The organism is Acidihalobacter aeolianus (genome assembly GCF_001753165.1).
Lineage (GTDB): Bacteria > Pseudomonadota > Gammaproteobacteria > DSM-5130 > Acidihalobacteraceae > Acidihalobacter > Acidihalobacter aeolianus.
In genome coordinates, this window is the sequence record NZ_CP017448.1 from 2552770 (window position 1) to 2575695 (window position 22926).

Below are 22926 nucleotides of genomic sequence, written 5' to 3' on the forward strand. Positions count from 1 at the left end.
GGGGGGCGACACTCTCTAGAAAGAGGCGTCCAGAAAATTCAGCACCCCGGCCAGCATCAGCGAACTCGCCAGCACACCGGCGGCATAGACCACTGCTGCCCGACGTCCCATCAGCCGCCCGACGGGGCCAAGGGTGGCGATGTTGGTGCCGACGCCGGCGACCAGCAGCAACATGGCATTGCCGGAGGCGAGCCCCTTGGATTGCAGGGCGTGAATCCAGGGCAGCGATCCCAGGCTGTCGGTGTAGAGCACGCTGGCGATCAGGGCCAGGGCCAGCAGGCTGAACAGGCCGGTCGCCGCGCCGAAGTGGGAGACCCAGTCGGCCGGCATGAAATCCTTCACGACCGCACCCAGGACTGCGCCGGCGAGAATCCAGGGTGCCAGTTCCCGCAGCAGGTCCAGTGCGGTACCCAGGGCGCGCCGTAGCTTCTGCGCGGGGTGGGTGAAATCGAACCACGGCACGTCATCGGCCGTTTCGCCGGCAGGCTCCGTCCCGCAGGCCGCGCAGCAGCCGCACGACGCATCCTCCTTCGCCGGGTCCGAGGCCGGCGGACATCCGTTGCCGGTCAAGAGGTCCACCGCCACCCCGGTCGCCAGCGCAATGAGCACGGCGCTCAGGGCAATCGACAATGCGAACCGCCAGCCGAGAAACACGAACAGGGCCACGAGGGCGTACCAGTTGAACCAGGGGGTGGCGATCAAAAAGGCGCTCGCCGGACCGCGTCGCCCCGTGGCACGGTACAGTTCGACCGCCGTCGGGATCGCGGTGCAGCAGCACAGAGGGGTCGCGAAACCGGCCACCGAGGCCACGGCATTCGAGCGCAGCACGCCGCCCCGGACCATGCTCTGCAGTGCCTGCGGGCGGATCACGGCCTGCAGCAACCCGGCAAAGAAAAAGCCCAGCACGGCTACCTCGGCAAACTGCCAAAGATAGCGCGCTGCAGTCAGTGACAAGCCTTGCAGTGCCTGTTCCATGCGTCGTCTTTAACACCGCCATCGGCGCATCGTCAAATAGCCGTAGCGTATGTGCAGACGCCCTCGGCGACTCCGTCTCGGCTCAGACGGGTCGTCGCATCAGACGCAGCGGTAGCGGAAGGTACGGTTGCCTCCCATCACCCGTGCGACGTAGTTGGCGCGGTCGGCGGCGGCGAGCAGATCCCGTACGCCCTCGATCCCGCAGCCGTCGGGCGAATCCTCGACGTACGTGAACACGCCGATTGAAAATCGGGTGTTTTGCGGGAGGCCGGGGGAGCCAATGCGCAAGCGTTCGGTCACTACCTCCGCATTGTCGGCACCGGTACCGGGCAGCACCAGCGCGATCCCGTTTTTCGGGGCACTGGAGACAAAATCCGTCGGGCGCAACTGGTTGCGGATATATTGCGCGGCGTCCCACTGCATTTTCTCGCATGCCTCACCGCCCTGCCGCTCGCGCACCTCCTTGAGCGTATCGAGTGACAATCGGCATACGGACAGCGGCCAGCCTCCCAGTCGGGCGGCCTCGAATTCGTGCTTCAGGATGGCCAGCAGATGACGCTCGTCGAGCAGGTCGGGCGGCCCAGACGGTCTGGGTGCCGTGTTCTGATGCATGACCGGCCTGGGCCGAGTCAGCGGTTGCGACAAAGGTTCTGCCGTTTCGATCGATGCAGGCAGCAGCAATTCGCACTCGTCAGAACGCTGCAGCAGGGCCGCAAGAATACCGGGTGAGTTAAGGCTCACGTCGAACATATCCGCATATTGCGGTATCCATTCGGCGATGCGCGCCTGCGTCTGATGGAAATCCTCAGGCGTCAGACCCAGCAGCGCTTCCGTTTCTTGCGCAACGGCACGAATATCGACCTTCCCTCCGTCCACAGACAGCCAGAATTCGGCCAAGTTGCGGGAAAGATATACGCAGTTATCCAGTTGACCGATGCCGTCGTCGCGTTGTGGCTGCGCGTGATGGCTGCAGCGCACCGCCTGACAGAGTTTTTCCGAGATGCCCCAGCGTTTCAGCAGGTGTGCCCCGACCTGCGCGTGATCGAAACCCAACACATTGGTTTCCTCGGTCACCAGCTTCTCATGCGATTTGGTGCGCCGCAGGATATCGGCATACAGATCGGGATCCGATTTTTCGAGCACCAGCTGACCGATGTCCTGGAGCACCCCAGCCTGGAAAAATACTTCGGGTTCGTGCACCTGAAGTTGCACAGCCAGGGCCCTGGCGACCAGCGCCGACACCAGCGACCTGCGCCAGAAGCGTTTGCCGTCGATGCATTCGCCGTGTCGTTGGCAATCAGCGACAGGCTGAGTGCCAACGACACGGCGGTATTGAAACCCAACAGACTGAGCACCTGCCGGAGGTTTTCGATTTTCCTGCGCGAGGCGTACAGCGGCGAGTTGGCCGTCCGCATCAGCCCCGCACTCAGCATCGGCGCGTTGGCGATGAATTTCGCAACCTCGCTGAACCCGGCGACATTGTCCTCGCTGAGTTCCAGAACGTGTACCGCAGTAGCCAGACTCGGTAGCTGGCCGGCACGCTCAATCGCGTGTTCGAGTCTAGCCACCAGCGCCATTTCCGACATAGCCGTCCTCAGGGAGAGATATCGGTTTTTTTATAGCCGCTTTGAATCATAAATGATGCTCCCAGCGAAAGTTCCGCGCTGCAGCTTTGCAGCGTTGCAGCTTGTCCAGGGTGAGCGTTTGGAATATCCGACGTACCCGCTGTCCGTAAGGCGTAACGAGGCAAGACTCTTACGACACAAACTGAATCGACCGTAGCGGGTTGTGGGCTGCGACAGACGGCCCAGTTAGCCATGGAGGCGTCACGGATGTTCCCCCAGACCACCATCATGGCCACAACCGGCACGCTGCAAACGCTTCTGAATGCCATACCCACCCCCATGTTCCTGATCGACCGCGAACATCGTCCGGTTCTGATCAACGACGCCTTTTGCGAAATGACCGGACACGCCCGCGAATATCGTCGAGCGCACGAATTACCTTCTGCCGGATGAGCAGAAGGCCATCTTCTGGGCCGTGGACGACGCCGTCTTCGCCACCGGGCAACCCAACGAGAATGAAGAAGTGATGACGGCAGCAAACGGTGATCTGCGCATTCTGCTGACCCGCAAACGGCTGATCTCCCTGCCCACCGAGAATGGCGAACAACCGTTCATCCTGGCCTCGACCACCGACGTCACGCGTCTTCGGGAGGCCGAGTCGCGTGCGCAGTTTCTCGCCGAGCACGATCCGCTCACCGGTCTCGCCAACCGTTCGCGACTGAACAACCGCATGGCACAGGCGATAGAGGACGCGGCCCAAAGCGGCGAGCAGGGTGCGCTGATCATGCTCGACCTGGACGATTTCAAGGCGATCAACGACCAGCACGGGCATCCCATGGGCAACGATGTGCTACGCATCGTGGCGAAGCATCTCGCGACCCTGGTGCGCCCAGCAGACACCCTCGCCCGCCTCGGCGGCGATGAGTTCTGCATCCCGCAACCCGCCAGTCGGCAGCCCGATGGCGCATTCGCCCTGGCGCAGCGCATCCTGTCGTCGCTGGCAAAACCGATCACGGTGGGTGACTGGCACATGATGCTCTCGGCTTCGATTGGCATCGCCCTGTTCCCCGACGACGGCAACTCGGCCGAACTCCTCATGCAGCGAGCCGACATTGCGCTTTATGAGGTCAAGCGGAAGGGCAAGAACGACTATCTGCGTTTTTCCGTGGACCCTCAGGAATTGCGGTCGGAGTCATGGGATATCGCCACCGACCTGCGCGACGCGCTCGCGGCCGGCCAACTGTCGCTGGCGCTTCAGCCACTGACCTCCGCCGCGGACGGCGAAACCCGCGGCTTTGAGGCCCTGGCCCGCTGGGAACACCCCACCCGAGGCACCATTCCGGCCGACGTCTTCATTCCGGCCGCAGTGTCAGCCGGACTGATTCGGCAACTCGACAGCTGGATGTTGCACGAGGCCTGCGCACAGGCCGCCAGGTGGCCGTGGCCTGCACAGATTTCGGTCAACGTTTCGACCACCCAACTCGAGCGCAGGGATATGGAGGCGGTCGCCACCCAGGGGCTACAGGCCTCCGGCCTGCCGCCCGAACGCCTGTCTCTCGACATCGCCGAAAAGGCGCTGATCGGCGACCCGGAACACGTCTATACAATCCTCGCAGGACTCAAGCGACTCGGTATCGGACTGGCATTGGATGACTTCGGCTCAGGCTGGTATTCGCTGGCCGCACTGCATCGCTTTCAGTTCGACCGCATCAAGATCGACCGCAGCTTCATCGGCAATATCGAATCCGACGTGCGCTCCGTGGCGATCGTGCGCGCCTGGACCTGGCCAAATCGCTGAAAGTCCGCGTCGCGGCGGAAGGCGTCGAGGCACGCTCGCAGCTTCAGACACTGCTGAGGATGGGATTTGACGAGGTGCAGGGTTCTACATCGGCGAACCGCAAAGCGAGGCCAAAATACCGAAAAACCCACGCAAGGGTATCGTTTAACGCGAACGCATTAACCCAGCCAGGTAACCAGTCAGGCCATGAGCTAGTTTGCGGGATTGCAGGAATTCAATTCGACGAACGCATCATCGCCGTCGAAACCGGGAAATTGAAAAAAACACGGAACACTCTAAATTAGATTAATCGGTAGAATTCCAGACAAGCTTGGACACAACGCATAAAACACTGCAGCGCAATGGAGAAGTTTCCCCCATCCCCGCTTACTAAATACACCTTGACTCGCCTGAAACGGAAACACTGAATCAAGCATGCCTTTTTTCCAGTATCCACACCTCTGCGGGCACCAGAAACGGCGCCATGACCCTGCGATGCATGACCTGCCAGCGGTGACGATCGACAAACGGATCGAGATCGATCGGGCGGCATCCGCCGAGGAGCATGGGCCGTTTGGCAAACAGGGCAGACCACAGGGCACTGACAATACGCGACGGAATATTTGCGCCTCGATGCAGGCTCAGGAAACAGAGTTTTCCATCATCACTCAAACTCCGATAGGCCTCGTTAAAAAATTGCGCAACCTGTTCCTCGCCCAGCAGATCGAGCACGAATATGGAGACGATTCGATCCGCCTCTTTGTCCAACAGAGGGAGCCGCATGGTGTCGTCAGCAGGCACGATCTGTGCCCGCTTGGCATGTGCTGCCAACCGCGACTGCGCCAGCCCGACCATCACCTCGCTGGCATCGCAGCCCAAGTAACGCGCCTCCGGGGGTAGGTATTTCTCGAATAGGCGCTCTGCAAACCTGCCGGTACCACAACCGAGTTCGAAAATATTCTGCGCCAGATCGAAGTCGGCATTCGTCATCAGATCATCGACGGCAGGCAGGCCATAAAAGCTCAGAATATCGAGCTTGCGCCCCATGTGGTCGTAGTAGCTACGCACCTCTGACGCGTCTGGCACCCATTCGATTTCCCGATCAGACATGCCCACACCGTAAGCCGGCAAAGGATTCATGCAACTCATGCATCGCACAATGCGAGAGTCCTGAGACCATCGGCATGGTTATGGCACCGATGGGAAATACCATACCGCTGAAACGATAACCATCCGATAAATCGCTTCGTTGCAGAAGTGCATTCTAGCAATTCAAAACACCGTGGATCGCGAACGCGTGCCATGGTGCACAACGGCAAGCCTGGCGTTCGACATCATTCGGCTTCGATCGGGGGTTGACGGCGGTCATACCGCGCCGACGACAGCCCGGCCATATATCCAGACAGGCTCATCCCTCGAGGCAGCATGAGCGCCGAATTCGAAAACCGCCGCGACGCCGGGCGCAGACTTGCCGATAGGTTGCAGGGTTATACCGGGCGAGATGACGTCGTCGTGCTGGGACTGCCGCGCGGCGGCGTACCCGTGGCCTACGAGGTCGCTCGCGCGCTGAACGCCCCTCTCGATGTGCTCGTCGTGCGCAAGCTCGGCCTGCCGTTCCACCCGGAACTGGCGATGGGCGCCATCGCCTCGGGTGGCGCGGTCGATCTCAACGACGATGTCATTACGGCCTATGGCATCCCTGCGGACGAGCTGGCCCTCGTCAGGGCGCGCGAACTGCGCGAGCTGGAACGCCGCGAGTCCACGTATCGCGGCTCCCGGCCAGCCATCCCCCTTGTCGGCCGCACCGTGATCGTGGTCGACGACGGCCTGGCTACCGGCGCCTCCATGCGTGCGGCGCTGCGCGCGGTGCGGCAAGGCCGTCCAGCCCGGCTCGTGGCGGCCGTACCCGTAGCGCCCCAGGGCTCGCGGGACATGCTCGGCGGCCTTGCCGACGACCTCGTCAGCGTATTTTCGCCCCTCGACTTCGCCTCGTCGGTCAGTTCTACCGCGATTTCGCGCAAACCGAAGACGACGAAGTGCTGCGCCTGCTGCAACGCGCTGCTGCGACCCACCGATCTCCCGACAGCTCCGGGTAGGTACCCGCCCGACGCAGGACCCGTCACCGAAACGGAATTTGCAGGAACATCGACGCGCCGCATCGGTCATTCAATAGGTAGGGCAGGACAAGGCCGGCGCCCCACCCGCAATGCACCCACCGTCTCACGCCGGCCGAACGCCCCGCACCAGCGTGATTTGAACACCTGCAACATCACCCGCCGGCCCGGACTGGCACATCGGCACTTCATCACCGGCGGACGCCGGCAACGACCCGCAGACCGCCAACCGCCGCACCCAAGCCCACGCACGGCATACGGAGGTTTTCCATGAATCATGCAATCGGCGCATCGCATGACCGACTGCGCGTCTGGCGTCAGGCGCTGGCCGCGCCCGCTCGCTACATCCGCCCCTGGTACGGCGCCTATCTGCTGCTCGGCATCGTCACCGCCGGCATCGTGCCGGTACTGCTGCCGCTGATGATGGTCTCGATCTCCCACCGAATGTCGAACGTCGCCTACGTGATGGGCGTCTACGATTTAGGCCTGCTCACCTCGCCGCTGTGGGGCCTGCTCGCCGAACGCCTCAAGCTCTACCGCAGCCTGTTTTTCCTCGCCTTCATCGTCGCCGCCATCGCCATCGGGCTGTTCCCGATGCTCCCCGGACTGCCGAGTTGGATGGGCGCGGCCTTCGCCCTCGGCGCGGGATCGGCCGGCGCAGGCACCATGGCCTCGCTGTTCATCGTCGATTTCGCCCCGCAGGCGGAATGGGAACCGCGCATCGGCCTGCTGCAGAGCTTCAACGGCACCGGGCAGGTGCTGGGGCTGCTGCTCGCCGGCATCTTCTCCCACGGCCAGTTCAATACCGGCCTGTGGGTGGCCGCTGCCCTGCTGGTACCGGCCCTGCTGATCGGCGGGATCGGCCTGCCCGTACAGCGCCACCCGCGGGCGCCCGGGGTGCATCCGCATCGCGTGCTCGACGTGCGCGCCCTGGCCGCCTTCCCGCGCGTCAACTTCCTGTCCGGCGTGGGCTTCCACTTCCATCACCTGAACATCTCCGGCCTGCGCCATCTACCCGCCATCGTGGGCACGCCGTTCGGGCGTTTCATCGTTTCCTGGTTCCTGCTCTCCCTCGGCGTATCCGGATTTTTCACCTATTTCCCGCTGATGCTCGAACACGGCTACGGCCTCGACACGCACATGTCCTCGCTGATCTATGCCGTCGCCGCGGCGGTGGGCATCGCCTTGTTCATCCTCGCCAGCCGCTGGGCGGGGCGCTTCGGATCGGGGAAGGTGTATCAATGGGGGCTCTGGCTGCGCCTGGCCGGCTTCGTCCTGCTGCTCGCCCCCTACGTGACGCCGGTCGGCCCGCGTATCGGCTTTGCCATGGTCGGCTTCGTGCTGATCGTGATCGCCTGGCCGATCCTGAGCGTGGCCGGCACGGGGCTGGCGGCGCGCCTCGCGCCCTTCAGCGAGGGTGCCGCGATGGGGCTGTTCAACGCCTCGCTGGCCCTGGCCACCGTGATCGGTGCCTTCGCCAGCGGCCCGCTGATGGCCGCACTGGGCTTTCGCTCGATGGCGTGGATGGGCGTCGCCGGACTTGCGCTCTCGATTCTGTCGGGGCTGAACCTAGCCCCTCGGCCGGTTGCGGAGCCGAGCAGCAGCTAGCCGGCCGGCGCCGCGTCAGCTGCCGCAAACTGCAGCGTCACCCGCAGCCCGGGAGCGTTGTCCGCCAGGCGCAGCTCCGCCTCGTGCAACGCGGCGATGGCCGCGACCAGGCTCAGCCCCAACCCGCTACCGGACGTGGAACGGCTGGACTCGAGCCGATAGAAGCGCCCGGTGACCTTGTCCAGAGCCTCGGCCGGAATGCCCGGCCCGTCGTCGGCCACCGTCGCCGTCACGCCCTGCGGTCCAGTGTCCAACGCGAGCTCGATGCGGCTGCCGGCCGGCGTGTGGCGCAGCGCGTTCTCGATCAGATTGGCAAAGGCCTGCACCAGCAGCTCGCGGTCGCCGCGCACGTGAATTCCCGGCGGGATGCGTGCGTGCAGGACATGGCCGGCATCCTCGGCCACCGGGAGATAGGCGTCGAGCACCGTGTCCAGCACGGCGGACAGGTCGACGCGCTGGAAGCGGCTGCGACGCGCGCCGGACTCGATCTGCGCGATGCGCAGCAGCGCCGCGAAGGTCTCGAGGATCTGGTCGGTCTGCTCGAGGGCGTGATCCACGGCGAGCTGATAGTCGGCCACGCTGCCGGCGTCCCGCCGCGCGGTTTCCAGGGTCTGGCGAAGTCGCCCCAGCGGCGTGCGCAGGTCGTGGGCGATGTCGTTGCTGACCTGACGCATGCCCTCCATCAGCTCCTGGATGCGCGCCAGCATCCGGTTCAGGTGCGTCGCCAGGGTGTCGAACTCGTCCTCGGTGCCGCGGACCGGAATCCGCCGCGCGAGGTCGCCGGCCACGATGTCGCCGGCGACGCGGTTGATCGCCTCCACCCGGCGCAGCGCGGCCGCGCCCATGAACGCGCCGCCGAGCGCGGCCAGCAGCAGGGTTGCGCCCACGCCCCAGGCCAGCGCGGAGAGCCACAGCTCGCGCATCTCGTTGAGCGCGCCGGCGTCCTGCCCCACGAACAGGAGCAGGTCGCGGCTCAGCGCTCGACCCTCGCCCTGCACCACGCGATGCTCGCCCGACTCGCCCTCGCCGGCGTGGCCGCCGCTGCCCGGCAGCACGAGCTGCTGCCACCCCTCGCGCGGGCGCACGCCGGGCGGCAGGTTGCCGGCGAGCCGCGTGCCCTGCCCATCCAGCAGCAGGAACCAGCCGCCGTGGCCATGCTCCCCCCGCGTGCGCGCGTCGATGGCGTGCCGCAGACCCTCCACGCCGGCATGGCGCAGCACGCTCTCCAGCGTATGGAAATCGGTTTCGGTCACGGCGCGTAGCTGGCGCTCCATGTAGCCCGCGGTCTGCCAGTAGATCACCCCGAACAGGACGAACACCGAGGCGGCGAACAGCGCCGCATAGCCCAGTCCGGTGCGGAACCCGGTGCTGTGCAGCAGTCTATGCGGGCGCACGCAGGGAGTACCCGGCACCGCGCACGGTGTGGATCAGTGGCGGGTCGAAATCGCGGTCGATCTTCTGCCGCAGACGGCTGATGTGGGTCTCGACCACGCTGGTCCTTGGGTCGAAATGGAAGTCCCAGACCTGTTCCAGCAGCATGGTGCGGGTCACCACCTCGCCGGCGTGGCGCAGCAGGTATTCGAGCAGGCGGAATTCGCGCGGCTGCAGTTCGATCGTCGTACCCCGCCGACTGACCCGACGCTTGACCAGATCCATTTCCAGGTCGGCGACGCGCAGCACGGTGGGTGCCTCACTGATCGGTGGCCGGCGCCCGAGCGCGTGCACGCGGGCGGCCAGTTCGGAAAACGCAAAGGGCTTGACCAGATAATCGTCGCCGCCGGCCTCCAGCCCCTCGACCCGGTCGTCGACCCCTCCGAGGGTGGTCAGGAACAGCACCGGCGTCTTGTTGCCGGTCGCGCGGAGAGTCTTCACCAGGGTCAGACCGTCCAGCAGCGGCAGCATACGGTCCACGACCAGGAGGTCGTAGCCGCCCTCGGTGGCGTGAAACAGCCCGTCGCGCCCGTCCACCGCCATGTCCACCGCATGGCCGAGTTCCTGCAGGCCGCGGGCGATGTAGCGCGCGGTTTCGGCATCGTCCTCGACAACCAGTACCTTCATCGCGGGTATCTCCTATGCCGGAAGCAGTCTAGCGCAAGGCGTCCCCGTGCTGGTGTGCACCCCGCATGGGCTCCGGGCGGCGGCCGTCGGTGGCCGCCGCCCGGATCGGTTCAGTCGTCCTCGCCTTCGTGCATGTTCATGCCGTCCCGCTCGTGCTCATGCTCGTGCTCACCCATGGCATTGCGGTTGGCGTACTCATGCTCGGAACGCATTTCCACCGCCTCGGCCTTGCGGCTTTCGAAACTGTTTTCCAGCAGCTTCCCGCTGCGGGCATCGACGCCCACCTCGCGCAGGCCATGTGCGGTCTGAATATCGAACGAATAGCGCAGACCGGACCCACCGTGTTCCCTTTCCAGTTCCGCGCTGCGGATCTTGCCGGGCGCAACCTGCATGGCCTGATCCCGCGCCTGCTGCATCGTCACCTTGGCCTGATCGGCCAGATGCTCGCCCGCATAGGCGGTATACAGGGCACCCGAGCCCAGACTCAGCGCACTGGCACCGATCAACGTCAACACGACTTTTTTCATTGGCATGATTTCATCCTCGACAGTCTTGAGTTCTGCAATCCCCGGGCTTGCCGGGATGGATCCGCACCCGCGGATTCACGGTGCCCAAGATGTCACAGCGGGTCTCATGACGGCCTTGCCGGCAGCTTACCGTTCGGTAAAGTGCCCGCAACTCGGCCGATTGTCGATTCGAGGCACTTTGGGCAAACTCGACAGCCGGACAGTCATTACGCCCAACGTCCGAACCACATCGAGGAATGCCCGACCATGCGCACCCTGCCGCGTATTGCACTGATTTCGACCCTGACCCTCGCCGCCGGCCCAGCTTTCGCCGACGGCCTGCTCTTCGCCCCCGTGCCGCTGGCCATCCAGGCCGCCCGCTCCGGGATTTCGCTGGGCGCCGCGCGACTTTCGCAGAATTTTGCCGAAACCAGCAACGGCGCGACGCTGGATACCGAAACCGGCTCCATCGGCGGCTATACGCTGGGGGTGGGCACGCAATGGAACTACCTGGGGCTACACGCGAACTATTCGGACTTCAAGGGTAACGACACCTACAACGGTGCGCTGCAAGACCTGCAGACCGGTGCCCTCACGCCCTATCAGGACGCCAGCGGCAATCGCATGCTCGACTGGTCCGTGCAGGCGGACCTGGGTTTCTCGCCAGCACCCGGACTCGCGGTCATGCCCGACGTGTTCGCCGGGCGGCATATCTGGTATCGCAGCGCCGGAGGCGTCGGCGGATACGAGGAGGATTACTACAACGACTACCAGGGCATCGGCCTGGACATCGCCTATACGGCCGGCAGCCTGGTACTGAGCGGGTCATATCAGAGCGGCACGACCTCGGGCGCCTACATGGACAGCTACCTCGGCAGTGGTGCTCGCTTCAATCTAGGCAGCCACAGCTGGCAACAGGCCGCCGTGTCGCTCACCTGGGTGCCGAGCCTGCGCTGGAAGGTTTTCGCCAGCTACACGGAAACGCGATTCGGCTACGGACAGTCCGCCCCGCAACCGATCCAGGTCAACGGTTCCACCTACACCTTCTTCGAGCCCGACAGCACCACCCGCGAGGGCGTGTTCAGCGTCGGCGTGCGGGTATTCTGAGCAGGTCGCAAGACTGGGCAAGCGCCAAGGTCGCGACTATATAGAAAGGCATCCATACGGCCAGCCATAACGCTCATGCGCCAAACAGGCATCATCACGAACTGGATCGATGACAAGGGCTTCGGTTTCATCACACCTAGTCAAGGCGGCGAACAGGTTTTCGTGCACGTCACAGCATTCGAGCCCGTGCGTAATCGTCCTACCGTGAATTCGCACGTGACCTACGTGCTCAAAAGCGACTCGCGTGGGCGACTGCGGGCGGAGCAGGTCCAATACGTCGAACAAAACCCCGGCAAATCCACCACCCTGTGGCGGCGAACCGTCGCAATCGCAGTACCGCTGGCGTTCCTGGGTGGCGTTTCTGTGCTGTCCCTGACCGGGAAGCTGGCGCATGAAATCATGTGGCTATATGGGCTCGCCAGCACCGCCGCGTTCCTGCTCTATGCGAAGGACAAGGCCGCCGCACGGAAAAATCGCAGGCGCACGCCGGAAAAGAGGCTCCATTTGCTCGCCCTCGTCGGCGGCTGGCCGGGGGCCTGGGTTGCGCAGCAGTTGTTACGGCACAAATCCAGGAAACCGGAATTCCGCGCGATTTTCTGGGTCACCGTGGTCCTCAATTGCGGCGCTTTTGCCTGGGCCTTGTCGCCCGAAGGCGCGGCGGCTCTCAAAACGACGCTGGATGCCATCGACGCCCAGTGGCTGCGCCACGCCATGATCGAACTCGCCGGGTAAACGGGGATCGGTACGCATCCATGCCGCTAACCTGCGGATGCGTCATTCCCCGTCGCAACGCAGGATTCACCCGCTTCGGCAGTCCGGGCCATCAGTTCTCCTGCAGGGCCGCTATCAGCGGGCAAGGACCGGCAGCGGACTGCCCGACGCAGCACTCGACCAGGCCGGCCAGCGCCGCCTCCATGCGCGCCAGATCCTGCAGCCGTTCACGCACATCGCGCAGGCGCTCGCGCGCCAGCCCTGCCGCCTCCTCACAGTGCGTGCCGTCTTCCAGACGCAACAGATGGCAGACCTCCTGCAGCGTGAAACCCAGCCGCTGCGCCGACTTGATGAACCGCGTCCTTGCGACGTCGGCCTCGCCATAGCGGCGGGCGAGGCGGTTCGCGGAGGAGCCCCTTGCGCAGGTAGAAGCGGATGGTTTCGACGCCGACGCCTGCGACCTTCGCGAAGCCGCCGATGGTCATGAATGCCTTCCCGTTCGTCATGCTCACGTCCCGATACGACTACGCCGCCGAGTCTACGCCCTCCGCCCCACCCGGCAAGCCCGCCTCCTTGACAGCCCCTCGACGGCTGGCTAGGGGTTAAGACTTGCGGAGAGCGATGTGCGGCAGCTCGCGACTCCCGACATCAATAACAAAAGGGGACTCGGCACATGGACAGAAAATACCTGTTCACCGCACTGATCTACGGCATCCTCGGCCTGGCACTGGGCATCCACATGGCCGCCTCGCACGATCACGGCCAGCTCGTCACCCATGCGCACATCATGCTGCTCGGTTTCGTGGTTTCGTTCTTCTATGCGCTCTGCCACAAGCTGTGGTTGCACGAAGCGAACTGCCGCCTGGCCAGCATCCAGTTCTACGCCCATCAGGTCGGCACGCCGGTATTGCTCGTGTGCCTGTTTCTGCTCTATGGCCATATCGCCCCCGAGTCGATTCTCGGACCCTTGCTCGGCATCGCCTCGATCACGGTCCTGCTCGGCATGCTGGCCATGGCGGTGATGGTGGTCATGCGGCGCGCACCGGCCACCTGACCGCCTGTCGACGGGACCCGCACCTAACCCCGACCGAGCAACGCCCCGAGCACGCCGCGCATGAGCTGGCGGCCGAGCTGGCTGCCAATGCTGCGCGCGGCACTCTTGATCAGCGCTTCGCCCACCGACTGACGGCGGCTTCCGGACGGCGCACGCGTGCGGGGCGCGCCGTTCCTTCGCCGTGAGCGGTCCGATGCGCGAGCGCGGCGGCACGATCAGCACGCGCTCGACGGGTTGCGGCCGACCCTTGGCATCCAGCGAGGACACCAGTGCCTCGCCGGTGCCGAGGTCGGTCAGTACCGAGGCCACGTTCAGCGACGGGTTGGACGGTAAATTCTCCGTCGCAGCGCGGATCGACTTGCGGTCCTTGGGCGTGAAGGCGCGCAGGGCGTGCTGCAGCTTGAGACCGAGCTGGCCGAGCACGTCGTCGGGCACGTCGGTCGGGCTCTGCGTCACGAAGTACACGCCCACGCCCTTGGAACGGATCAGGCGCACCACCTGCTCGATCTTCTCGCGCAGCGACGGTGCCGCATTCTCGAACAGCAGGTGCGCCTCGTCGAAGAAGAACACCAGCCTGGGCAGCGGCGCATCCCCGGCCTCGGGCAGTTCCACGAACAGCTCGGCGAGCAGCCACAGCAGAAAGGCCCCATACAACCGTGGCGCCTGGCTGTAGAGCCGGGTCGCGTCGAGCAGACTGATCACGCCGCGCCCGGAAAAGTCGCACTGCATCAGGTCGGTCAGAGTCAGCGCCGGCTCGCCGAAGAAGCGATCGCCGCCCTGCTCTTCCAGCACCAGCAGGCGGCGCTGAATGGTCGCGATGCTCGACGGCGACAGCAGGCCGTACTGGCGCGAAAGCTCGGCGCGATGCTCGCCCAGCCAGACGAGCAGTGCGCGCAAGTCCTTGAGGTCGAGCAGCAGCAGACCCTGTTCGTCCGCGATGCGGAAGGCCGCGTAGAGCACGCCCTCCTGCGTCTCGTTGAGTTCGAGCAGGTTGGCCAGCAGCAGCGGGTCCATTTCCGAGATCGTGGTGCGGATCGGATGCCCGCTCTCGCCGAACAGGTCCCAGAACACCACCGGCGACGGCTCGGCGCGATAGTCGGGAACGGGAATCGACGCCACCCGCTCCTCGATCTTCGGGTGTAGCGAGGCCGCCGCGGCCAGACCCGAGAGGTCGCCCTTGATGTCCGCCGCGAAGACCGGCACGCCGAGGCGCGAGAAGCCCTCGGCCAGAATCTGCAGGCTGACCGTCTTGCCGGTGCCGGTCGCGCCCGCGATCAGCCCGTGGCGATTGCTCATCCGCGCCGGTTGCACTACCTGACTGCCCGATGCGCCGCCCAGCAGCACCGCTGCCCCAGAATCCATACCCCCCTCCCGCATCCATGGCGTGTCCGTCACGCCTTCCCGCAAGTATAGGAAGACCGGACCTCGCCGACCGAGGGCTTAGAACCAGGCCGCGATCAGGCCCTTCTGCCAGACGTAGCGGACGATCATCGCAAAGCACATGAACACGATCAGCGGACGGATCAGGCGCGCGCCGCCGCGCACCACCATGTGCGAGCCGGCCCAGGCGCCGAGCACCTGCCCGAGCACCATGACGCCACCCGCCAGCCACAGCACCTTCCCGCCCAGGGCGAACACGGCGAGCGAGGCCGCGTTGCTGGCGAAATTGAGCAGCTTGGCGCGCGCGGTCGCCGCCACCAGCGGCTGGCCGCGCAGGGCCACGCCGGCGAGCGCGAAGAACGAGCCCGTACCCGGGCCGAAGAAGCCGTCGTAGGCGCCGATCAGCGGCACCACGCCCTTGCTGTAAACCGCCTCGCCCAGGCGCGGTCGGCGCTCGACCGCCCCTGCCTGCGGGGCGAGCAGGAAGTACAGCCCGATCGCGAGCAACACCAGAGGCACGAGCACGTCTAGCACCTCGGGGTGCAGGAACTGAACGGCCACGGTACCCAGGGCTGCACCCAACAGCGCCCAGAAGAACAGCCCGCGGATTTCGCACCAGTTCACCAGATCGCGATGCAGCATGTTCAGCGACGCGGTCAGGGTACCGAAACTGCCCTGCAGCTTGTTGGTGGCGAGTGCGTGCACCGGCGGCACCTGCGCCAGCAGCAGCACCGGCAGCGTGATCAGCCCCCCGCCGCCGGCCAACGTATCGACGAAACCGGCCAGCCCGGCGGCGCCGAACAGCAGAAGCAACAGATCGGGATGCAGGGAGGGCTCGATGCCCACGGCGTATTCCTGACAAGTGCGGCCCGGCCGCGACGTTTCATTCTATCAGCCGGCACGGGGAAACGGCCCCGGCTTACAGTCGTGAATCTGCCGGGATACTCTCCGGAACCGACAGGAAATTACATAAGATTCCAAATAATCCGGAAAATTAATTAATAACACTTATTTAATATCGCGCCATCACGGTGCACCTCGCAACACCCATTCACGCTGAAGGTGCAGACCGTAGATTTTTTCCCATAAACAACACGATCTCAGACGATATTATCCAGGATATTACCTAACTTATCTGCGCAAAAAATTAATGGCATCCTTTTTGCTGAGTATCGACATCGTTCCGACAGAAGAGGATTTCGCGACATGGTCGCCACGGCAGTCCTACAAAAATACCTTACGGTAATTATCGTTACCGGAATTTTCGGCGCCAGCACCTCTCTCGCCATCGCCGACACCAATCAGCCCATTAATATCGCCAAGGTCAAGGACGAATATTCCGGCGGGCAGAAAAAAACTCATGCGGTCGAGCTGGGCTCGACGCAAAACTCCGTGGCCGTAAGCAAAAAAACCCTGAGCAAGCTCACCCCACCCGGAGGCAGTGCCGCCGCCGCACTGACCAACGCCGTGCCCGGGTTCCAGGCGCACCCTGTCGGTTCGTACTCCGGCGCCAGCCGATACCAGATCCGCATCAACGGCACCCAGGTCGGTTTCGACGCCGTCGGCACGCCTGAAATCAACGGCCTGCAGATCCTGTTCGACGGCATCCCGCTGAACAACCCCACCGCCGGCTATCACGGCTTCGAGAGCAACGAACTGCCGATCGCGAGTATGTTCTCCGCGATCAAGGTCATCCAGGGCCCGGGAGCAGTAGCCGACCACTGGTACGACGGTGTCGGCGGAACGGTGAATTTCATGCCCCTAGCGCCCAGCGACAAGGCTTCCGCTGAAATCGTGGCGGGAGGCGGCTCGTTCAATTCGCAATCCCTGTCGACTAATCTGCAATCCGGCTCGATCGACGGCTGGGATACTGTGCTGTCCATGGGTTACACCGGGACCGACGGCATCCGCACCGGACCCACGCCGATTGGACGCACCGAGGCATCGGCAATCTTCGCCGAGACGCGCAAGCACTTCTCGGCCGGCAGTTTTACCGCCGGGCTTTATTACTACGGAGCGCTCGAACACCGCGCGCATGATCTGCCGGTCTATCCGGTCCCCGGCGTGAACGTGGGTGGTTACAACGTGCCCGGAGAATCGCTGAGCCAGCAGACCTCCGGCTGGTACTACACCCCAAGCACCGCGCTGTGGAGCAAGCGCCAGTGGTATGCGGCCATCCTCGGCTTCACCAAGCTGGCCGTCGACCTGTCGAGCAACGTACGCTTCACGGATACCACCTGGTACAAGAACGGCCATCGTTCCAAGCGCGCCATCTTCAACTACAACACCACGCGCACCAGCGGCCCAACCGCCTTCAACTACGACCCGCACAGCCGCTATTTCGGCAATCGCTCGGCAATGCATGTGATGTTGCCCGGCAACGACGTTACGCTTGGCGCGTACTACATGCAGATGAACAGCCAGGCCCAGCTGATCGGCTACAACAGCTTCCAAGCCATCGCCAACGGTCAGGACATCTTCAGTTCGACGCCTGACTTCTACCGCAACTACACCACCCAGTGGACCGGTTCGAACGTCTTCCTGCAGGACGCGATCCACCCGATGTCGCGCCTGACCATTACGCCGGGCGTCGGTATCGAGCACTACGACGTCAAGGTCGTCAATCAGGCCCAGCAGTACTTCCAGATCATCGCACCGGGCAACACGACTGCGTACGTCAGCAACATTCCGGGGGCATCCGGCAGCTTCACCGAGCCGAATTTCAGCCTGGGACTCAACGCCGGCCTGACGCACTCGACGCATCTGTTCGCCACCGCAGCCAATAATTACCAGACCCAGACGGACAATTCCTACGGCGTCGGCGCGTCCGAACCCGTGGTGCCGCCGTCCAAACCAGCCGAGGTCGTCAGCTATATCGGCGGCGTGAAATATCACAGCGGGAAGTGGTTCGCACAGGCCGCGCTGTTCTATACCCACGTCAAGGATCTCACCATTCCCTACACGCAGTCCGCCACGCAGACGGTCATCGTCGAACCGGCCTCCGAGACCATCCAGGGCGTGAATTTCCTGTTGGGCTACAAGCAGCCCGCCGGTCTGAGCGTGTACACCAGCGACAGCATTCAGGATGCGCGCGAGTGGACCTTCAACGCCGCCGGCGACCCGCTGAACGACGTGCCCATGACCGGCACGCCGAAATACAATCTGGGGTTCAATGCCGGCTATGGCTGGTACCGCGCTAATTCGTACTACGACCTGACCCTGAGCGACCGCTATCAGTCGGCGACCTACCTCGCATCCGAAATCACCTCGGCGCCGACCAGCACCCTGTTGCCGGCCTCGCAGGTCAACCTGGTGAATCTCCATTTCACCGATTCGACCACCGCCTTCAATCCCTACGTGGGCGGACTCAAGATGGTCAAGCTCGCCCTTGTCGTCGAAAACCTGCTCAACGTGAAATACAACACCATGGGCTATATCTCATCGGGCAGCGAATACGGTCCGGGCAGCGCGGGCGACATCCTGGCGCAGCCGGGCACGCCGCTGGGCGTGTACGGCTCGGTTTCGGCGTATTTCTGATGCGGCGACCGGCAGTTTCGACAGACCACGGCGAGTTGAGTGCGGGATGCGCTACGTGAACAGGCCCACGCCCACGGTCGGCATTACCACCTTCGGACTCTGCTTCGGGTCCGAAAACAACGACCGCTTCTGGCTGCCGCATCACTACGTCGATCAGGTGATCCGCGCCGGCGGCCTCCCGATCCTGTTGCCGCCGGCACCGGACTATCCGCTGGCCGCGCTCGTCGCCACCCTCGACGGTCTGATCCTGACCGGCGGCGGCGATGTCGAGCCGGCGCGCTACGACGCGCCCTGTCACGCAGCGACCGTGTACATCGACCCGGCACGCGACGCCTTCGAGTTCGCCTTGACACGCCAGTGCATCGAGCGCGACATACCGGTCTTCGCCATCTGCCGAGGCATGCAGGTATTCAACGTCGCGCTCGGCGGCACCCTGTGCCAGCACCTCGAACAACCGGAAGACTTAAGCCTCTGCGACACGCCGCACCGCGACCATCCGCGCGGCCCGATCGCCCACACCGTGGCCATCGACGAGGACAGCCACCTGTACACCCATGTCGGCCGCGCGCACCTCTCGGTGATGTCCAATCATCATCAGTGCGTGGACCATCTGGGCGAGGGCCTGCGCGTCTGTGCACGGGCGGACGACGGCGTGATCGAGGCGGTCGAATCCGTCAACGGACTGCGGGCCATTGCCATCCAGTGGCATCCGGAACTCGGCGGTGAGGATGCCGCGATTCAGGCTCGCCTGTTCGACGCCTTCCTCGGGATGTGCGCCGAGCCGGCGCGGCGCCAGCGGAGCCAGACATGAGCGCACCGCTTTCCTCCCGGGGCGGCCTGACGCGACGCCTGCTGACGGGTCTGCTGCTCCTGCCCGGAGCCGTGCTGGCCCAGGGCCGCCCGACCACCGTCGCCACGGCGCCCAACGTGGGCGGTTTCGGGGCGCCACAGACCGTCACCTCGTTCTCACCCGTCTACAACGACGATTCGAACACCGACATGCAGGCCTACAGCATCCTCTACACGCCGCTGATCTGGCCCTCGCCCGTGATCACCGTCGACTGGAAGCTCGGCCTCGCCGAATCGGTGCACTACAACCGCCAGCGCACCGTCGTGACCGTCAAGCTCAAGCCGCGCCGCTGGACCGACGGCACCCCGGTCACCGCCGCCGATGTGGTCTACACCTGGAAGCTGATCGAACAGCAGGGCAGATCCTATGGACTTTACGGCGTCGGCGGCATGCCCTACGTCATCCGGCAGGCACAGGCCATTTCGGCCGACACGGTGCGCTTCACGCTCAAGCACCCGGTGAGCGAACACTGGTTCACCCTCAACGCCCTGTCCCAGCTCTATCCGCTGCCCGCCAAGGCCTGGGGACAACACAGCAACACCTACTTCCGTAACCACGAGACCGACATGCAGCTCATGCGCGTCTCCGACGGGCCCTATCGCCTAGACCGCTTCGTCCCGGGACGCTACGCACGCTTCTCCGTCAACCCGTATTACCCGGGCAAACTGCCGGTTCGTCATTTCGAGTTGCGCTTCTTCACCGACTGGACCACCCAGTTCTCCGCGCTCAAGACCGGCGAGCTGCAGATCGGCGAGATACCCACCCCGCTGTACAGCGCCCGGCGACTCGTCGCGCACCTGCCGAGCTACGCCAACGCTCCCGGCAAGGCAGGTTTCTATCCCTACGAATTCCGCATGATCCGGCTGAATTTCCGCAATCCGAAGATCGCCTTCATGCGCGACGAAACGGTTCGCCAGGCACTGCAGATGACGATCCCGCAGCAAGCCATCATCGACGTGGTGTTCCACGGGCTCGGCGCGGCGAGCTTCACCGCCGTCCCGCCCGTGCCCGACACCTATCTCTCGCCGTCGATGAAGGCCCTGGACGAGCACCCGAACCGCGAGTACGACCCGGCCAAGGCCGCGCGTCTGCTCGATCAGGATGGATGGAAGGTGCACGATGGCGTGCGCGCCAAGGACGGCAAACGCCTCGAATTCACTCTGCTCTATCTCACCGGCAGCCGCGCGCAGACCGAGGAGGCCGACATGCTCAAGGCCTCCTGGCAAAAGCTCGGCGTCATGGTGCATCTCAAGCGCATGCCACAGGCCACCCTGCTCGCCACCGTGCGCAGCGGAAAATCCGAGGCGGCCATGCTGCTCTGGGCCTATGCACCCAATATGTACCCGTCCGGCGACGGCCTGTTCAACGCCAGCGGCGTACTCGCCAGCGGCTTTCACGACGCCGCACTGGACACCGCCATCAACGCCTCCATCCAGCCGCACGGCCGCGAGGCGCTATGGCACTATGAAGCGTTGCTGGCAAAGCAACTGCCGGTGCTGTTTCTGCCCGTTCCCGGCTATCAGGTCAGGCACGACGCCTGCCTGAGCGGAATGCGCGACTACCTCAACCCCGCGGCCTACATCGCGCCGCAGGCACTCCGCTGGAAGACCTCCGGCAGCTGCATGCAACACAGCTGACGCGTCTGGGTTCGTAAGCAGTGGCATGCATTCTGCTTATCGGAAACGTCCTTCAACCATCGACAAGGAGGTTCACATGCCGTCGTCCCGCAGAATCCCGCGCCTCCGCCGTACGCTGGTCGCCATCGCCTGTCTTGCCGGATTGACTACCGGCGGCGCGGCCACGGCGAACGCACCACGCACCATCGTCACCACGCCCAACGTGGGTGGTTTCGGGGCGCCGCAGACCGTCACCTCGTTTTCGCCGCTGTACAACGACGTGTCGAACACCGACATGCAGGCCTACAGCATTCTCTACACGCCGCTGATCTGGCCCTCGCCCGTGATCACCGTCGACTGGAAGCTCGGCCTCGCCGAATCGGTGCACTACAACCCCCAGCGCACCGTCGTGACCGTCAAGCTCAAGCCGCGCCGCTGGACCGACGGCACCCCGGTCACCGCCGCCGACGTGGTCTATGCCTGGAAACTGATCAAACAGCAGGGCAATAGTTATGGCCTCTACGGTGTCGGCGGCGTCCCCGAGGGCATCAAACAGGTCACTGCCGTCTCACCCGATACGGTGCGCTTCACGCTCAAGCACCCGGTCAACGAGAACTGGTTCACCCTCAACGGACTCTCCCAGTTCTATGCTTTGCCCGCCAAGGTATGGGGCCATCACAGCAACACGTACTTCCGTAACCACGAGACCGACATGAAACTCATGCGCGTCTCCGACGGTCCCTACCGGCTCGACAGCTTTGTCTCCGGGCGCTATGCACGCTATTCCGCCAACCCGGGCTACCCGGAGAAATTGCCCGTGCAGCGCTTCGAACTGCGCTTCTTCCCGGACTGGACCACCCAGTTCTCCGCGCTCAAGACCGGCGAATTGCAGATCGGCGAGGTGCCGACGCCGCTGTACAGCGCCCAGCACCTCGTCGCCCACCTGCATACCTTCGAAAGCGTACCCGGGAAACCCGGTTTCCTGCCCTATGAATTCCGCATGATCTGGCTGAACTTCAAGAACCCGCAGATCGCCTTCATGCGCGACGAAAAAGTTCGGCAGGCACTGCAGATGGCCATTCCGCAGCAGGCCATCATCGACGTGGTGTTCCACGGCCTCGGCGCGGCCAGCTTCACCGCCGTTCCGCCCGTACCCGACACCTATCTTTCGCCGTCGATGAAGGATATGGACGAACACCCGAACCGCGAGTACGACCCGGCCAAGGCCGCGCGCCTGCTCACAAGCGACGGCTGGAAGATGCATGACGGCGTGCGCACCAAGGAAGGCCAACTCCTCGAATTCACCTTGCTCTATCTCACCGGCAGCCGCGCGCAGACCGAGGAGGCCGACATCCTCAAGGCCTCCTGGCAGAAGCTCGGCGTCGTGGTGCATCTCAAGCGCATGCCCCAGGCCACCCTGCTCGCCACCGTACAACCGAACGGACACTGGGAAACGGCCATGCTGCTGTGGTCCTATGCCCCGGACTTCTACCCCTCGGGCGATGGCCTGTTCAATACCGGCGGCGGTGCCAATTTCGGGCAGTACTCGAACCCCGCACTCGATGCCGCCATCACCGGCTCGACCCAACCGCATGGACGCGATGCGCTGTGGCATTACGAAGCGCTACTGGCAAAGCAACTGCCGGTGCTGTTCCTACCTGTACCCGGCTATCTGGTCAAATCCGATGGCTGCTTCAGCAATATGCGCGAATATCTGAACCCAACTGCCTACATCGCACCACAGGCACTTGTCTGGAAACCCGGCACCAGCTGTCAGCCGCGTAGCTGAATATTCCACAAAACCCCAATAATTCCCGGTTGTATTGTCGGGAATTATTGGGGTTTCACACATAAACATATTCATGCGCCGATGAATTTAATCGGCATTTTAATATCCAATAATTAATTACCTACAAATAAAAATATTTTTGCCCCATGCGCCATTACGGTGCCCAGCGCGTCGTTTTTGCATCCATGTTGTGCGCCACGCCCCCTCAATCCGTACAACAGCCCGGATCACTCTCGGAAAAAACCAATAATAATCATATTTATCACATAGTTAAAAAAC

General features: G+C 63.8%; 20 protein-coding genes and 1 pseudogene. 10 read left to right on the forward strand and 11 right to left on the reverse strand.

Annotated features, from left to right (window positions below):
• Positions 1–15 precede the first annotated feature (15 nt).
• The 3 genes and pseudogenes from BJI67_RS11775 to BJI67_RS18305 all read right to left on the reverse strand — a co-directional run.
• On the reverse strand, positions 16–975 hold the full coding sequence (locus BJI67_RS11775; RefSeq protein WP_070073190.1) for a permease: 960 nt from the start codon (positions 973–975) through the stop codon (positions 16–18).
• 99 nt (positions 976–1074) lie between these two features.
• The gene (locus BJI67_RS18110) at positions 1075–2250 is read right to left on the reverse strand and encodes a sensor domain-containing diguanylate cyclase (protein ID WP_083250844.1); all 1176 of its coding nucleotides are present in this window, start codon (positions 2248–2250) and stop codon (positions 1075–1077) included.
• Between the two features lie 29 nt (positions 2251–2279).
• A pseudogene (locus BJI67_RS18305) lies at positions 2280–2561 on the reverse strand (HDOD domain-containing protein); the annotation flags it as partial.
• Positions 2562–2807: 246 nt separating this feature from the next.
• Here BJI67_RS18305 and BJI67_RS11790 point away from each other — a divergent pair.
• Complete coding sequence (locus BJI67_RS11790; protein ID WP_070073193.1) at positions 2808–2993, forward strand: PAS domain-containing protein; 186 nt, start codon at positions 2808–2810, stop codon at positions 2991–2993.
• A 22-nt stretch (positions 2994–3015) separates the two neighbouring features.
• Entirely contained in the window at positions 3016–4338 is a 1323-nt protein-coding gene (locus BJI67_RS11795) for a putative bifunctional diguanylate cyclase/phosphodiesterase (RefSeq protein ID WP_070073194.1), read from the forward strand.
• A 408-nt stretch (positions 4339–4746) separates the two neighbouring features.
• Here BJI67_RS11795 and BJI67_RS11800 read toward each other — a convergent pair whose 3' ends face one another.
• Positions 4747–5466 (reverse strand): class I SAM-dependent methyltransferase, encoded by a 720-nt coding sequence (locus BJI67_RS11800; protein WP_083250848.1) that lies wholly within the window; start codon positions 5464–5466, stop codon positions 4747–4749.
• A 276-nt stretch (positions 5467–5742) separates the two neighbouring features.
• Between BJI67_RS11800 and BJI67_RS11805 the strand changes: the two genes are divergently transcribed.
• Both BJI67_RS11805 and BJI67_RS11810 read left to right on the forward strand, forming a co-directional pair.
• On the forward strand, positions 5743–6705 hold the full coding sequence (locus BJI67_RS11805; protein ID WP_231940850.1) for a phosphoribosyltransferase: 963 nt from the start codon (positions 5743–5745) through the stop codon (positions 6703–6705).
• A complete protein-coding gene (locus BJI67_RS11810) occupies positions 6702–8039 on the forward strand; it encodes an MFS transporter (protein ID WP_070073196.1) in 1338 nt (445 codons plus the stop codon). The genes BJI67_RS11805 and BJI67_RS11810 overlap by 4 nt, the downstream gene beginning before the upstream one ends.
• Here the strand turns inward: BJI67_RS11810 and BJI67_RS11815 are convergent.
• From BJI67_RS11815 to BJI67_RS11825, 3 genes are all read right to left on the reverse strand, one after another.
• The gene (locus BJI67_RS11815) at positions 8036–9433 is read right to left on the reverse strand and encodes a sensor histidine kinase (protein WP_070073197.1); all 1398 of its coding nucleotides are present in this window, start codon (positions 9431–9433) and stop codon (positions 8036–8038) included. The genes BJI67_RS11810 and BJI67_RS11815 overlap by 4 nt on opposite strands.
• Complete coding sequence (locus tag BJI67_RS11820; protein WP_070073198.1) at positions 9420–10097, reverse strand: winged helix-turn-helix domain-containing protein; 678 nt, start codon at positions 10095–10097, stop codon at positions 9420–9422. Before BJI67_RS11820 ends, BJI67_RS11815 begins: the two co-directional genes overlap by 14 nt.
• Before the next feature lie 110 nt (positions 10098–10207).
• Entirely contained in the window at positions 10208–10630 is a 423-nt protein-coding gene (locus tag BJI67_RS11825) for a PepSY domain-containing protein (RefSeq protein ID WP_197513059.1), read from the reverse strand.
• 240 nt (positions 10631–10870) lie between these two features.
• On the opposite strand from BJI67_RS11825, the gene BJI67_RS11830 reads away from it, so the two are divergent.
• Together BJI67_RS11830 and BJI67_RS11835 are read left to right on the forward strand one after the other, a co-directional pair.
• Positions 10871–11710, forward strand: coding sequence for a hypothetical protein (locus tag BJI67_RS11830; RefSeq protein WP_070073200.1), 840 nt, complete (start codon positions 10871–10873; stop codon positions 11708–11710).
• A gap of 75 nt (positions 11711–11785) precedes the next feature.
• Positions 11786–12442, forward strand: a complete 657-nt coding sequence (locus tag BJI67_RS11835) for a DUF1294 domain-containing protein (protein ID WP_070073201.1) — start codon at positions 11786–11788, stop codon at positions 12440–12442.
• Between the two features lie 91 nt (positions 12443–12533).
• On the opposite strand, the gene BJI67_RS18390 is transcribed toward BJI67_RS11835, so the two are convergent.
• The 4 genes from BJI67_RS18390 to BJI67_RS11855 all read right to left on the reverse strand — a co-directional run bounded on the left by BJI67_RS18390 (position 12534) and on the right by BJI67_RS11855 (position 15701).
• Positions 12534–12773, reverse strand: a complete 240-nt coding sequence (locus BJI67_RS18390) for a MerR family DNA-binding protein (protein WP_456236533.1) — start codon at positions 12771–12773, stop codon at positions 12534–12536.
• A complete protein-coding gene (locus tag BJI67_RS18395) occupies positions 12694–12927 on the reverse strand; it encodes a MerR family DNA-binding transcriptional regulator (protein ID WP_456236528.1) in 234 nt (77 codons plus the stop codon). Before BJI67_RS18395 ends, BJI67_RS18390 begins: the two co-directional genes overlap by 80 nt.
• A gap of 89 nt (positions 12928–13016) precedes the next feature.
• Entirely contained in the window at positions 13017–14837 is a 1821-nt protein-coding gene (locus BJI67_RS18400) for a helicase HerA-like domain-containing protein (RefSeq protein ID WP_456236529.1), read from the reverse strand.
• Positions 14838–14915: 78 nt separating this feature from the next.
• On the reverse strand, positions 14916–15701 hold the full coding sequence (locus BJI67_RS11855) for a TSUP family transporter (protein ID WP_197513068.1): 786 nt from the start codon (positions 15699–15701) through the stop codon (positions 14916–14918).
• Between the two features lie 360 nt (positions 15702–16061).
• Here BJI67_RS11855 and BJI67_RS11860 point away from each other — a divergent pair, with 360 nt between their 5' ends.
• From BJI67_RS11860 to BJI67_RS11875, 4 genes are all read left to right on the forward strand, one after another.
• A complete protein-coding gene (locus BJI67_RS11860) occupies positions 16062–18392 on the forward strand; it encodes a TonB-dependent receptor (protein ID WP_070073203.1) in 2331 nt (776 codons plus the stop codon).
• Positions 18393–18447: 55 nt separating this feature from the next.
• The gene (locus tag BJI67_RS11865) at positions 18448–19203 is read left to right on the forward strand and encodes a gamma-glutamyl-gamma-aminobutyrate hydrolase family protein (protein WP_197513070.1); all 756 of its coding nucleotides are present in this window, start codon (positions 18448–18450) and stop codon (positions 19201–19203) included.
• Complete coding sequence (locus BJI67_RS11870; RefSeq protein WP_156782129.1) at positions 19200–20879, forward strand: peptide ABC transporter substrate-binding protein; 1680 nt, start codon at positions 19200–19202, stop codon at positions 20877–20879. The genes BJI67_RS11865 and BJI67_RS11870 overlap by 4 nt, the downstream gene beginning before the upstream one ends.
• A gap of 76 nt (positions 20880–20955) precedes the next feature.
• Positions 20956–22647: a peptide ABC transporter substrate-binding protein gene (locus BJI67_RS11875; protein WP_070073206.1), complete on the forward strand. Its 1692-nt coding sequence runs from the start codon at positions 20956–20958 to the stop codon at positions 22645–22647.
• The last annotated feature ends 279 nt before the right edge of the window (positions 22648–22926 follow it).